The 14,426-nt window shown below is 43.4% G+C and carries 11 protein-coding genes and 1 pseudogene; 1 reads left to right on the top strand and 11 read right to left on the bottom strand.

Annotated elements, in window-relative coordinates:
• Positions 1 to 8 precede the first annotated feature (8 nt).
• From G7035_RS16610 to G7035_RS16600, 3 genes and pseudogenes are all read right to left on the bottom strand, one after another.
• Positions 9 to 4,597 (bottom strand): annotated as a pseudogene (locus G7035_RS16610) (OmpL47-type beta-barrel domain-containing protein).
• Between the two features lie 231 nt (positions 4,598 to 4,828).
• Positions 4,829 to 5,707 (bottom strand): hypothetical protein, encoded by an 879-nt coding sequence (locus G7035_RS16605; RefSeq protein ID WP_019688098.1) that lies wholly within the window; start codon positions 5,705 to 5,707, stop codon positions 4,829 to 4,831.
• 211 nt (positions 5,708 to 5,918) lie between these two features.
• Positions 5,919 to 7,385, bottom strand: a complete 1,467-nt coding sequence (locus G7035_RS16600) for an Ig-like domain-containing protein (RefSeq protein ID WP_019688099.1) — start codon at positions 7,383 to 7,385, stop codon at positions 5,919 to 5,921.
• 337 nt (positions 7,386 to 7,722) lie between these two features.
• On the opposite strand from G7035_RS16600, the gene G7035_RS16595 reads away from it, so the two are divergent.
• Complete coding sequence (locus tag G7035_RS16595) at positions 7,723 to 8,211, top strand: hypothetical protein (protein WP_019688100.1); 489 nt, start codon at positions 7,723 to 7,725, stop codon at positions 8,209 to 8,211.
• Positions 8,212 to 8,248: 37 nt separating this feature from the next.
• Here G7035_RS16595 and G7035_RS16590 read toward each other — a convergent pair whose 3' ends face one another.
• The 8 genes from G7035_RS16590 to G7035_RS27835 form a co-directional block, all read right to left on the bottom strand.
• Complete coding sequence (locus tag G7035_RS16590) at positions 8,249 to 9,079, bottom strand: hypothetical protein (RefSeq protein ID WP_019688101.1); 831 nt, start codon at positions 9,077 to 9,079, stop codon at positions 8,249 to 8,251.
• 26 nt (positions 9,080 to 9,105) lie between these two features.
• Entirely contained in the window at positions 9,106 to 9,543 is a 438-nt protein-coding gene (locus tag G7035_RS16585; RefSeq protein ID WP_019688102.1) for an AAA family ATPase, read from the bottom strand.
• Between the two features lie 3 nt (positions 9,544 to 9,546).
• Positions 9,547 to 10,284 (bottom strand): tRNA(His) guanylyltransferase Thg1 family protein, encoded by a 738-nt coding sequence (locus tag G7035_RS16580; RefSeq protein ID WP_019688103.1) that lies wholly within the window; start codon positions 10,282 to 10,284, stop codon positions 9,547 to 9,549.
• 100 nt (positions 10,285 to 10,384) lie between these two features.
• Positions 10,385 to 10,732, bottom strand: a complete 348-nt coding sequence (locus tag G7035_RS16575) for a Na-translocating system protein MpsC family protein (protein WP_016821668.1) — start codon at positions 10,730 to 10,732, stop codon at positions 10,385 to 10,387.
• Positions 10,733 to 10,917: 185 nt separating this feature from the next.
• Entirely contained in the window at positions 10,918 to 11,583 is a 666-nt protein-coding gene (modB, locus tag G7035_RS16570; protein ID WP_016821669.1) for a molybdate ABC transporter permease subunit, read from the bottom strand.
• Between the two features lie 27 nt (positions 11,584 to 11,610).
• Positions 11,611 to 12,432, bottom strand: coding sequence for a molybdate ABC transporter substrate-binding protein (gene modA / locus G7035_RS16565; protein ID WP_019688104.1), 822 nt, complete (start codon positions 12,430 to 12,432; stop codon positions 11,611 to 11,613).
• A gap of 75 nt (positions 12,433 to 12,507) precedes the next feature.
• Positions 12,508 to 13,587, bottom strand: coding sequence for a thiazole biosynthesis adenylyltransferase ThiF (locus tag G7035_RS16560; RefSeq protein WP_019688105.1), 1,080 nt, complete (start codon positions 13,585 to 13,587; stop codon positions 12,508 to 12,510).
• Between the two features lie 90 nt (positions 13,588 to 13,677).
• Positions 13,678 to 14,382, bottom strand: coding sequence for a molybdenum cofactor biosynthesis protein (locus G7035_RS27835; RefSeq protein ID WP_017428222.1), 705 nt, complete (start codon positions 14,380 to 14,382; stop codon positions 13,678 to 13,680).
• Positions 14,383 to 14,426 lie beyond the last annotated feature (44 nt).

Here is a 14,426-nt window from a genome sequence, read left to right as displayed (position 1 = left end):
TATTTTGGCTACTTCATTTGAAGCATATTATAAATCATCTCAGCCGCTTCCGCACGCGTAACTTCCTGTTTGGCACGAAAGCTGCCGTCTGGATATCCTTGTACTAAATTAATCTCAGTTAGACCAAGTACATCCTTTCTGGCCCACTCTACAATTTGAGAGGAATCTGAGTATACACTGCTTTCTTGCTGTGGTGTAGCCTTGATAATGTTATTCACCATTTTAGCGGCCTGCTCCCGATTTATGACCCGATCTGGACCGAAGGCTTTGCTACTAAAACCTCGAGCAACTTGAGCCTTAATTGCTGTTTTGAGCAGATCAACATACCATGCAGATAGATCAATATCCTCGAAGTCTAGAGTCACATCTGTTTCGAGCGGTAATTTAAGAGAACGAACAAGCATCGAAGTGAATTCCATACGTGTTACGGGTCTATTCGGTTCAAAAAGCGTGCTGGATCTCCCCTTCACTACGCCCAAATCGGCAAGCGTATTTATCTTCTCTCTATTAAATACCCGATCAATGTCACTAAAATGATTTGGCTTCGTCTCGATTGTTAAGCCTTGAAAGAACTCTGTTTTTGTTTCTGTCGGCTCCTCTACAACAGTCTGAATCGGTTTTGCACTCCCTGCGCCTCCTGCTCCAACACCTGTGTCCACAGCATTCCCTGTAGTTTTACCACTCGCTTCTTTTGCCTCTGTGCGTTTTCCTTGACTATTTTCTGCCCAAAGTTGAACGGTATACAATTGCTTTTCTCTCAGCTGTCTCCAGATAAAAGCTCGATCCTTACCACGATATAGGACTACTCCTTCACTAGCGAGAACAAAAATATCATTTTCATGCTCTGACTCCCAATGGATGATAAATTCACTATTGGTTGTTTCTGTCTTCGAAAACGCAAATGCTGAAGACGGTAACGTCTCGACCTGACCTTCTGACTGCTTACCTTCACCGCTTGTGTTCACTGGCTTAACGTTAATACGATACAATGAAGAGCTGTCTAATCCGTCTACTTTAAACTCATGAGTGCTCGTATGGCCGATAAGCATCTCGTTTTTGTAGACATTGTAAGCATCTGCACCCTGAGCTTCTTGCCATGTAATAAGCAAATCGGCATCTGTTACACTTTTCACTACCAACCTACAATCTGGTATTTGACCTGGCAACGCTCGATACGTAAAGGGAGCTATGTCACCTTCCCCCGTGATATTCATCGCCTGTATACCAAACGAGTAAATTACACCAGGCTGGAAATCTGAAAGTATGATGTGAGCTTTTCGAGTGTCAAAAACTTCCCCTGTATCTTTGCGGATTACTGCATATTGGGCAGCACTCTTGATTTCATCCCAGGCCAGCGAAATCTGTCCATTCCTAAGCTCCGTAACTTTTACATTTTGTACTTGAGGCGGGAGTGTCAGCAGTTCACCCAACGCTGGCGGGCTGTAACCACTGCTGTTCCCACTACTCACTTGAAAAGTGTAGTTTTTCCCACCTGTTAAACCAGATACAACTACCCGTGGTTCCGTACTATAATAATTTTGACCGTTGATTGTTACCTTATATTGAGTTACCCCGTCAACCGGAGCCCATATCAATGTGGCATCGTGCTCGCGAACATCTACAGCTGCAAGTTGTAAGGCCGAATTAGGCAGCGTTAATGCATTGATAGAAGCATCCAAACCCGTACCACTTCGATTGTAAGCCCGAATTTTTATATTGGCAGATCTACCTGCTGGCAAACCTTCAAAAGTATAAGAATGGATACCACGCGGAATTTGCACCTTTGGTTCATCGTTAACATTCAAAATGTACCCTTCAGCCCCCTGCACATCTTGCCACGCTACACCAACAGAATATACATCCTTCGTTACACTTGAAAGTGTAGTTACCTGTTCTGGTAATGTCATAACGCCGAGATGAGCATAGTCTCCAAATCCTGTTTTATTTTCAGCAGATATACGATAGTTATACTCCGTTCCCGCCTGAAGCTCAGTATCGGTGAATTCTATATACACATCGTTATAAACCGAGACCTTATCTCGCTCTAGAGCATAGTAGGTGGCAGTGATTACAGAATTCCACTTCAAGTCGATTCCATCTTCTCTTACGGTTACATTCCGGAATCCGCTTGGGCTGTCTGGTAGACTTAAAAAAGATACATGCTTTGGTGCCCCCTCTCCCATGGCGTTTATAGCGGATACAGAAACTTCATAATACTTACCAGGCTCCATCCCCTTAATCGGATTATACACATCCTGTGTAACCGTATCCTTAAATATGATTTCTCCCGTGCTTGCGTCCGCTGCTGTAATATTATATTTATTAGCTGAAAAAACTGGCGTAAAGTCGGCCATGATTTCTGCTGAATGACGAGAGACCGGTCGTAACTGAACATGCTCAGGGGCATCAGGTAACGTTAATACACGGACTCGATTAGAATATGCATTGCCTCCTACATAATTACTGCAACGCAGTTCATACTCATATTCATGTCCTCCTAATAGCCCTGTATCTGTAAAAAAATTTGTCGGATGGTTAACATCCCAAACCTCATTTGTTGTTAGATTTCGGACTGTATAGATATAACCATCATCAAGACCAGAGGGGAGAGTCCATTGCAAATCAACCTCTGTGTTGCGTACAGATGTCGCCGAAAGCACAACCGGCTGCGGTTGCTTTTGAATGCGAAGTGCACTGCTGACCGTTTCATACATGTTTCCTGCCTGGTCTTTCACCTTCGCATGGACATACCATTCACCTTCATTTGAAAGATCCAGCTGGACTATGGGATCGGCTGCAGCCTCCCAGTTTTCAGGTGAATCGGAGCTGTTCGTGACTTTGTACTGCCTTGTCGATGGATCAATCCCCGAGTGCTGGTCAGTATATTTTATGTTCACATGAATATTAGTATCTTTCCATTCACGCATACTGGGTGTCAGTTGAATGCTCGGCGGCTCCAAATCGATATAAGACATTGCGTTCACCGGAACACTTCGATTTCCAGCTGCATCTACAGCTTGAGCAGTCACTTTTACAATTCCCGAACTATTTAATATTCCCGATGAACCAGGCATATAAGCGCCAGAACCCAATTGATATTCATAATGCACTGCTGTAGTATCCGTTGCACCCGAGAGTGTAAACTGTACTGGTTTATTGATATATCGGTTAGGATTCGTTACCTCAGAAAACATAACTTTCGGAGGGGTGGGTTTGGTACGATCAATCATGACCGATTGAGTCACAATGGGACTAGACACATCAAGATTATTGATCGTCCGCGCTGATAGTTCGTAACTCCCTTCTGCATTTAATGTAAAAATGCCATTGTATGTCAGCCACTCCCCAGTTGGACTCAAACGATACTGTGTCTTCTTAATTCCATTTGTAGAGTCACTTCCCGACTCAATGGCAATGTCCACATCACGGTTCGTTGGACCCGTTTCGCTAGCCCGTATAACAGGAGCCGTTGGCCCTTTTTTATCAACGGTGACTTCTTTGGTTACCTCCCGGCTTACATTACCGACGTTATCAATGGAACGAGCATAAATCGTGCTTTTGCCATCTTGATTGACATGAAATACTCCACCATAATCCTGCCAATCCTGATTCACAACGCCGGTCAACCGAAATTGAGTATGAGCTATTCCAGAATAATCGTCTGCACCCGGTTGTAATGAAATGGTATATTCATTACTGTTTCCTGTTGCATCTATAATGGGGGAGTGGGTGGCATCCTGTCTATTCGGACATTGGCGGAAGAAAGACCACTATACTGGTTATGTACGTCCACTGTACGCGCATAAATTGTATTTACACCATGATCATTGACAGTCAAAGGACCGGTATATTGCTGAAATGGTCCTCCATTCAGGCTATATTCATAGTATTTTAGTCCTTCAGGAGCCACATCCCCATCAATCCACACGGTTACAGGCTCTTTGGTCCACTCTGTAACAGCCTGTCCCTCTGCACCAGCATGAATCTGGGGTGGTTTAGGCATCAAGTCTGATTTGGGAATAATACGAATTCCAAACTTGGATATTTCATCACTTGTCTGTTGACTAGTTCCCATCGCTCTGAAATATCGTACATCCCTTAATGTAATAGAGTCAGTGATATCTATCCATTTCCCCTGGTAATAGCTATCGGCATAGAATTTCGTTACATTGGTCCATGTATATAAATTCGTTCCGTTGGGTCTCCAGCTGTCGCCTGCGGCGGCATTAGATGTATATATATCTGTATGATAAGACCCCTCAATGTAAACAAAAATCCTGTAATCCGAAGTCTTAATAGATCTTCCAATATCAATAAAACGATTTGTCGGCTGTTTAGTTCCATCACATGTATACCTTGCCGACCCCATGCCAGTGTATACTTCCGTTGCTCCTACTCCACTTCCTGACCAAGAGCCCCAACTATCGCCTCCACCTGGCAAATTATTTTGGCAAAAAGGACCTCCGATGATTTCTTGGGTAGCAGCCGATACCCTTTCCGGGAATATGGGAATGATCATTAATAAGAGGAGTAAAGCCAGTACTCCATACACCCAGTTATTGTGCTTCCTAACCTTTCGTTTATTTTTTCGATACATACACTTCTCCTTACTTTATTTTATTTTCAAAGAGTTCTACGTACTCGCTTTGGCTAAAATAGAAAAAGCACCTCAAACGAAGGCAGTAATGCCTAAGTTTGAGGTGCTTCCTCAATTTCACGAGTATGTTTTGAAGTTATTATACTTCGTTTCAAACAGGATGTAAACAGAACAGCAAAATGAACTGAAATAAATTTTCGAAACACTCATCCCAGAGATCCTTTTGAAACTTTAATTGGCCTGAACACCCAAGTTCCGAAAAAATCCCCGCATATTCTGCATGTAAGAATCCTCAGGAGCAGAAGATTCCTTAAGAAGATTTTGCATACTATTCATAAACGCGGAAGCTGAGGATGTATCCGCTTTGTCAAACCGATTCGTTAACTGTGGTTTATTTAACAGCTCTTCAGTCTGTTCTGTACGTTCCTTGTATTTATTAATCCAATCGGGGTTTTGAGGAACCTTTTGTGCAAAACTCAACAGCTGGCTTAATCCATTTCCTCCACCCTTAATGTCATTCATGAACGCAGTATATTTTTGAGGATCGACCTGTTTCATCACTTCCGACAGCTTGACGTAGTCCTCAGGGGCACCTATCGGACGATCTGTAGGAGTCGTGTAGCTAATATCTCCGGTCTCTGAATCAATGGTTCGTGTCAAGGCAATACCAGCTATCTGGTTCATGGTTTGCATAAATTCCTTGGCTTTATCGCCTTCCATGTAATGATCCGCAATATACTTGGACTGGGAAACTCCCATCTCCAGCAATACCGCGCGCTGCTTCTCATCCGTTACCGTTCCATCGACGATAAAATTGGATTGAATCATATTGTACACAGCATCGGATACTTCTTCCGGTTGGCCCTCCAAAACCCGGTTTAATGCATCGTTGATCTGAGTTGTGCCAAAATACTTGGCAGCATGTGACACGATATCCCCCTCAGCCAGCTTTCTGCCAGCTTCACTAATCTCCACGGTGTCCTGAACGACGAACCTGGGCACTTTTTCTTCATGTAGCTGGGGGGACGGAACTTGCTTGCTTGTCGGATTGATCCGTAAGCTACCAGAGCTAAGAACCGCTTGTTGTGCTTTAAGAGGTTCAAAATTCATTCTACTTCCTCCTGTCATGTTTGTAACAGGCAATCTAAGGCGTATGTACGATGTAATGTAACCCTGTTGCTATATATATCGGACAAAGCATATATGGAATGAATATATGCTTTGTCCTAAAAATGAACAATTTTTGAAGCAAGATCCTGACTCTGAATATAAATTGTTAAAATAAACAATCTGACGTTGTCATTGCTTTATAGACAGTACATCAACCACCATAAATGCTATAAGCAAAGTGATATACAATATCTGTAGCTGTAAGTGAAGTACCTGACACCTGGGCAGCTACACCTGAAAGATCATAGTAATGTGTAAAGCTTATGGGACCAGACAAGTATTCTGCAATACTTCCCGTAGAATGCGGCAGGGAAAGGGTCACACTAAAGGCTCCATTTTGATCCGTATAACCAGTACCTGTACGAGTTCGATTCCCGCTGCTTTCAGTCCAGTTCTGGTTCAACCATGTCACATTAACTGGTGCATTTGCTACTGGATAATTATCCGTTGTAGTAACAACACCCTTTACAGTCAGGCTGGTGTTTCCATTAACCCGATAATGGCGACCGTAAGAGTAGGATGGATAGTCATTCGGACCGTTTTTAGAGTCATAACCGTTAATTACAATTTTTCCAGCCCGAAGTACTGGTTTAAGTGTGAGTGCATATAAATGGTCCGGTGAATACTGGTTTGTGGTGTACACTCGCACATAGTAGGTTCCCGTATTCAAAGTGACATTATGATTGGTTTGCGGCAGAAGCGCCATTTGGTTGCCACTAAGAGCCCCATAAACTTCCGCTTTGTAACCGTAGCTTTCCGAAGTGCTGTCCAGTTTGACATTCAAACCATCATAATTGCGATTCGCAGGAATTGTGATTTGATACCAATCATTGTCAATTCCTGAATGAATGGAGCGTGAATTAAGGGTAGATCCCCCTGTACTAAATGTAAAGTTATAGGCATGAAAAGCACTCTCATCCGGTTCATAGGCATCATATTGGGAGTTTACATCCACGGTTAAATAGAAAGGATCATTTATGCTCGATCCCTTTTTGGAATGGACTGCAACTGCGTAAGCTTTCTCAGATCCGGTAGCATTGCGGCTTCCTACGTTTTCAGGAAGTGATGCCGATCCCTGTTCATACTTGTTAAAATAGGTTCCATAGGTGGAGGCGTCAATAGCATTGGGGTTGATATCCCCTGTTGTCATATCAAATTCGTACAAGTATAAGTCATAGTCAAGCTGCTCTGAAAATGGACCATCCAACTGTGCCTGCAACAATTCACCTGGCTTCACATAAATCGGATATAAAAACTGCGTGCCTCCCTCTTCCGTAATTGTACCTGAATACGTAGCAGAAGAAGCTGTGGCTGCCGTTGGACTAGCTTTCAGGGAAGGAAGGGTCTCCCTTTTCAAAGAGAATGTCTCTGGTGCTTTAAAATTGATATTTTCCTGCATGTTATAAACGGAGGATGTAATACCTTCAGGCTTGTCCACCCGGGTTAAATGCTCAATAACATCTTCGTTGTTCGTTGTTAGCTGAAAACTGGAATCAGCTTCAATAGCTTGTTTTTCCTTGTTCAACTCTGTACCTTGACTCGCGTTTGCAGTCATCCCAAAAGCAAACAGGAGCATCAAGCTTAGCATAACTGAAATAGCCTTTCTGAACCTCTTCATACTGAAATCCCCTCTCAAATGGTTTAAGGAATTCCCGCTATTCCCTGGAGAATCAGGGTATCTTCTAGGCTGTTGTCTCTATCATAAAACATTCTTGGTTCTAATGGAATATATTGTAGTAAATATTTTTAGTCGTCATTTCCTAAAATAGAAAGCTCTAGAATCCATAGATTAAATGATAATACTAGGATAATAGACTTACTTTAGACACCTTTTTACCATAAAAATCCTACCATTCTCTTATTCATACGATATAATAAACTGATATGGGTAGTTCTTTTAGACTAAGTAATATATCTAATTACCCATAAACATACATAGAAAAAGGGGAATACAGATGAAAAAACTTAGTATATTTATGTTAGTATTGTGTTGCTTTTCAATTTTGGCAGCTTGCTCTACCGATCCGGTAAAAAAAGATTTAATTACCTATGTGAATGATGGAATGCTTCCGTTAACACAAGATGAAAAAGCAGTAACTGAAAAATATGAATCTGTGACCGGGGATAACTTCACAGATGATGAAACACTATATAATACGTTACGAGATGATATTATCCCAGAATACACCAAATACCTCGATAAAGTTGAAGCAGTAAAGACGGAAACTCCTGAGGTACGGGCCGTCCACGAAACCTACATCAAGGCGGTTAGCACTCAAAAAGAAGCACTCATTACGATGATCGATGCGTTGGAAAAAGGAGATCTAAACTTAATTAATGAAAGTAACACCAAGCTTAGCGAGGGTAAAAAGCTCTTTAGAGATTTTGGTGAACAGGTTAACACACTGGCTAAAGAGCACGATGTGAAGATCAATAAGAAATAAATTTTAAAGCTCCCATCTCGGGAGCTTTTTCTATATCCTAGGAATACTCGAAGCAAATTATCGCTTTCCTTAATTCTCTATCATAAAATAAGTAAACCTTATCGGCTCCAAACGCTTGAAAATAATATCCGGTGAAAGAACCGATATAGGTAAATGTCTCACCATTGGCACGTTTAGGCACATGAAGCAGATTGGTTTGCTCGAACTTGAGCATTTCTTCCAAGGATTCGTCATATTCCTTGATGTAGCTTTGGGCCTCATCAGACTGAAATGCGATGTCATCCAGAATACCGTTGACTTCGGGAAAGCTTAGCCCCCAACCACTGGATTGTTTTTCCTCAAAATCGTGAGTGAGCTCTTCCACAGACTTTTTGGCCTCTCCAAAGGAGGAATATGGATAAATTTTATGGTTTTCCAGGAAAAATGCTTTGCGAGCTTCGTAGTCTTGTTCATTAGCTATGTACACCTGTTCCAGTCCGTCCAGTGCCATGACTTCTCTCTTCATACGTAGGTACGCTTTATCTCCGGTAGATTTCAGCGCCTCATAGGTGGCTTCTAATTGCTCTTTCTGATGAAGACTAAAATAATTCCAGTCTGCTTCGAATTTGTATTTGCCGTCAATTACATCGAATCCCAGCATATCTTCCTTGGTATATAAGGTATGAAATTGCTGAGTATTTTCACCCACACAGCCTTCGTGGATTTCTTTTACGGAAAGAAAATGAAGCCACTCGTCCTGCTCTGGAAATAAAAATTGGAGATTAATCGAGCAAATTGGCAGAAGGTGCTTGCGGTGATGTTCAAGATCGCTGGCAAATACGTCCTCGTATGCTGGAAAACGTTTGATAAATCTCTCTGGTATGTTCATGGATGCTCCTCCTAAATTGTACGGTTCTATGGTTGCTTTTCGATCCGAAACGTCCCTTCACTCGAAATCACGCTGTAAATTTCATCAAATCCTTCTTCGTAACTTGGGACCTCTAGTTTACTCATTACACTTTTAATACCGATTTCAGGAATATACTCTTTGCCTGTGCGCTGCTCATTACGCTTAATAGATTCAGCATAATCAGGTTCAAAGTAGTAGCCAATGATTTTAAATCCCTTGTTTTTACAAGCATCTATATATTTCTTTCGTTCTTCGACTGTGGGATTGGTATTGTCCACTACAAAACGCTGCATCGTTTCGATGGAGGTCTGAAGGTACATATTTTCCCTTTTCCGTGTTTTAAGCATATCAAGATTTATCCGCATATGTGTTTTGAAGAATCGTTCTTTATAAAAAGTCGACTTGCCCGAAGCCTGAATTCCTATAAAAATGACACACTCCAAACCTCACACATCCTTGTCCAAGTATACATATTGGTTAATATAATCTCTATTTTGTGAGAAGATTGGTGTCTGATGGTCAACATCCCACTTGCTTCTGACGGCTTCTCCTTTGTTATACTGTTGTTTGGTAATGCAGATTCCCCGCTTTTGCCAGACCGGAAGGTCATTCCAGTTCAGCCCTTTTTCCACAAAAAGCTTGTCTTGAAGCTGATTTCCGTTTAATCCTTGTAGTTCTGAATGCCTGAAATGAGCTTGAGCTACCATAGAAATGCTGTTTTTAGTAGCGTCTTGTTGTCTCCATAGAAAGTAGTTTGCAACCTCATCGTGAGGCAAAACCCATGCTCTTGCATCAAAAGTAGCTAGAGGCTTATCCGGATAAACTTTCTGGATTTCCTCGTTAAATTTGGCAGTAGCCAGAGAGGCAGATATAGACACCATCTTTTGAAGATTATTTTCAAACCATGATTGTGTCGTTAATTTGTCGTAATTCGTAAGAAGCAGAGAGATTTCATCACTCTGATGGTACACCAGTTTACAGCCCATAATATTATAGGCCAGATATTTGCACGTCTCCCATAACGCAAAGATTAGCTTCTCATCAAAAGGTTTCGTCATCCCACGTGTAAAGGTATGAAAATGAGCACCATCGATTCTGATAATTACGGGTAAACGGCGGGGTAAACTTAATCTATAAGCATTTTCATATTCCTTCATTCTATTTCCAAAATCATCTTTTTTCATAAACTATGTAGCTCCTTCGCTTTTCATAGTATCTATTAATCAAAGGTGCTGCTGAACTCCCCAACAATATACAATCCAATGTCGGTTTCACCTTCTCTTTTTATTTCACAGCAATATTATCCTCAAATACAAAAACGGAGATGGCTATATCTTCTTCCACTTTAATATCTGAAAAGAGATGCAGTAAGCGGGAATCCATATAATCCTCCAGTTCTTTATTGAACTGTACAGGATAGATTTTTTGTACCATTTTGGTTCGAGCTGCATGCACCATCTCTCTTCCTGCATCCTCTTGCGCAAGAAACTTTTCGGATGGAGTTAAATTACCGTATAGCATTGTGATGGCCATATTATCTACAAAGGTTGTATGTATGCGTTCCGGGCCTTTTCCAAATAGCTCTTTACGTACTTTTCGAATAATTTCGTTAAAACCCGTTTCCTTTCTCATATCGCACCGCTCTCCTAAATCTACTAAAATCCTTGTTACTATTTCCATCATAACCGATTCCTATCATATAAAACAGAGATGAAGCGAAAGTGATTCTTGGAACATGCTTACCATTGAACGTCATAGAAAAGAAAACGCAGCCCGCCCGATCGGACAGACTGCGTATATTACTGAATCCAAACGGACTAGTCCTTCACCAGTCGATTCGATAGCATCAACATGATAAAAGAGAATAGGATAATGACGGCTACCCAGCTCCAGGAGAGTGTCATATTTCCGACCTCGGACGCGGTGTAAATCGCCGTAGGCAGGGTTTGAGTCTGTTCAGGAATATTACCCGCAAGCATCAGTGTAGCACCAAATTCCCCTAACCCTCGGGCAAATCCGAGAATGTACCCTGAAATAAGCGGTCGGTAGGCAAGGGGCATCGTAATATGGCGAAACACTTGCCATTCGTTGGCACCTTGCGCACGTGCAGCCTGCTCTACTTCGGGTTCTACAGCTTCAAAACCTGCTTTGATCGTCCGATAAGCCAGTGGAAAAGCAACAACTACCGCCGCCACCACTGCGGCTCCCCATGTAAATACAATCGTCTGCTGGAACAGGCTTTCAAAGGCAGCGCCAATCCAACTTTTCCTTCCCAGCAAGATGAGCAATATAAAGCCGACAACAGTGGGAGGCAAAACAAGTGGAAGAAGCAGAACGGTCTCAATCACACTGATTCCTCTCCGCAGCTTGCAGTTCGCCATCATCCGAGCTACCACAGTTGCTAATAAAAAGACAATGATGCTGGCAACGACAGCGACTTTAACAGATACGATAACCGGAGGAAGAAAAGCCGACCAATCCAACGGGACCCCCTCCTTTATCTGTGAATTCTATTTCCCGGTTGTTTCTGCTGGAGCTGAAAATCCATCTTTACTGAATACGCTCATGGCTTCATCTGTACGCAGAAAATCAACAAACTCGCCTGCTTCCTTGCTGTGCTTGGTTGCCTTTACGATGCCTTCTGGATACAGGATAGGTGCGTGCAATTCCTCAGGTACTTCTAGCGCTACGACCGTTTTATCGGATGATTTGGCATCTGTCAAATAAACGAGTCCAGCATCGGCATTGCCTGTTTCAACATAATTTAATACCTGTCTTACGTCTTTGGCGAATACCATTTTCGGTTCCAGCTTGTCCCATAATCCGGCCTTTGTCAGCGATTCTTTGGAATACTGTCCGGCCGGAACAGTAGTAGGCTCCCCAACGGCAAGCTTCATGTAAGAAGGACTTGTCAGATCATTGAGCGTAATACCCTTGTTGTCTGTGCTCTTGGCTTTATCTTGCGGAACAACCACAACCAGTTTATTTTGAAGCAGTACGCTATTTTTTTCCACTAATGATGCATCGGTTAAAGCCTTCATTTGCTTCATACCTGCCGAAATAAATACGTCAGCGGGTGCACCCTGCTCAATTTGTTTCTGTAAAGTACCGGATGACGCATAGTTAAAGGTAAGCTTGATATCTGGGTGCTGCTTTTCATACTGTTCCTTGAGCGTATTCAGACTATCTTGAAGACTCGCAGCGGCAGATACGATCAACTCTGTTTTAGGCGCAGACGCTGTCGACTGTACAGCAGCTTGAGACGAGCATCCAGCCAGAACCCATGCCAACAATCCAACGAATGTGAATATGTACCCGAATTTCTTTTTCAACTTGTTCTTCCCCTGTCCTCTAAATTCCGTAATGAGGTGACAGTGCGCAGCTCATTAAGGTCTGAATCTATTGGGTTAACCCAAATATTTGTGATAAATAGACCTCGCCTCGGCGATATCCTTGGTGCCATGGATCAGAACGCGTCCATCCTGAAAAAGAACCAACCGATGCGCTCCAATGACAACGGACACTAGATATGGATTATGCTCCACTTGGCCCCCCTGACGGGATAGCAGACGGGCCGCTTCGTTCAGATTGCGTACAGCGCCCGTGACCGGTCGGATCTGAACCGTATCACGTCCGCACAGTACAGCCGTTTTAGCCTGATGCTCCAATTGTAGAAATGGATACACCGGATGCTCTCCACACGTCGGGCAATCCGTTTTTTTCATGGCGCTGATTTGGATCGCCTGATGTTGATTATTCCATAGATCGAAGGAAATCAGCTTGCCCTGCAAGGCTGAATTGTCCCCAGTGAGCAGCTTCAATGCTTCGGCACTTTGGTAAGCTGCCACCATCTGTACAGCCGGGCTGATCACACCGACCGTATCACAGGTTGCGCCGCCGAGCGGTACGGTTCCGAGCAGGCAATGCAGACAGGGTGTCTCTCCTGGAACGATCGTAAAGGTTGTTCCGTAACTACCTACACACGCTCCATATATCCAGGGGATTTGGTGCTTGACGGCGTAATCGTTAATAAGCAGACGTGTATCGAAATTGTCAGTGGCATCTACGATGAGGTCCACTCCTGCTGCAATGTCGCCGATTTCCTCTAGTGATACGTCTTGGACTAGCGCACGGATGTCCACGTCCGAATTGATTTGCTGCAATCGCCTCTGGGCGGCCACTACCTTGGGTATCTGTTCACGAGCATCTGCTTCGTCGTAGAGCTGCTGGCGTTGTAGGTTACTCCAGTCTACATAATCTCGATCTACCAGCGTCAACCGTCCGATGCCCGCTCGCACCAGCATGTCCGCATTGGCCGTTCCTAGTGCTCCAGCACCTACCATTAACACATGCTTGCTGCGGATATTTTGTTGTCCTGTCAGCCCGATCTTTCCGAATAATTCTTGTCTTGAATATCTGGCGTGGGACGCCTGCATGTGTGCTTCTGCATCCGCATCCGTTGTTGGGTCCTTTTTCATTTCAGACATCGTTATTTACGCCCCCATACTTCTAATCCATTAATTGCTGCAAGTCGATCAGACAAGATAAAAGTTCAGATGTCCCGCCTAACTCAAAAGTTATGGGGTGTTATGAGGATTCCAGCCACCCAGCTGGTGCCCCTTCCACTCGGAGCCATCCTCCCACACTTCCTTTTTCCAAATTGGTACGATTTGCTTCAAGCGTTCAATAGCATGGCGACTGGCCTCGTAGCAAGTATCACGGTGTGCAGCAGAAACAGCAATCACGACACTGGTCTCTCCAATCCTTACCGTACCAAGCCGATGTGTAATGGCAGTGCGCGTTGACGGCCAGCGATCAGCAATTTCGTCACCAATTTGCTTCATCGTGTTCATCGCCATCGGCACATATGCTTCATATTCAAGCAGCACCGTTCGCTGACCTTGTGTAAATTCCCGAGTCGTGCCATTAAAGGTCAATGAAGCCCCATGAGAAGGGTCGAGTACCTTTGAGGTTACCTCATTGGCATCAATCGGGTCGTAGGTAATAGCATATAATCCGCATTTAGAAACGACCGTCTCCATTCCGGGAGCTGACTGATGAAGAGCAATTGCGTCTGTTGGAAGCACAAGTTCATCTGGAGAAGCCAACTTTTGATGATGGGTAAAAAAACAACTAGACAGTTGTGAAGCTATCTCCGGGTACAACTCATTCAGCCTTGTTCGAATGTCTGCAATGGTCACCGTTTCCTGCGAAAGTTCCACAGTGAGCACGTCACCAAATTGCTCCGCCATACCTGCGAATAATTGAATATGGTATTGCATATGCATCTGACCCCCTTTGTTCCCTTATCTATCGATTTCACCTA

The organism is Paenibacillus polymyxa (assembly GCF_015710975.1).
GTDB classification, from domain to species: domain Bacteria; phylum Bacillota; class Bacilli; order Paenibacillales; family Paenibacillaceae; genus Paenibacillus; species Paenibacillus polymyxa.
This window is presented reverse-complemented; position numbering and strand designations above follow the sequence as displayed.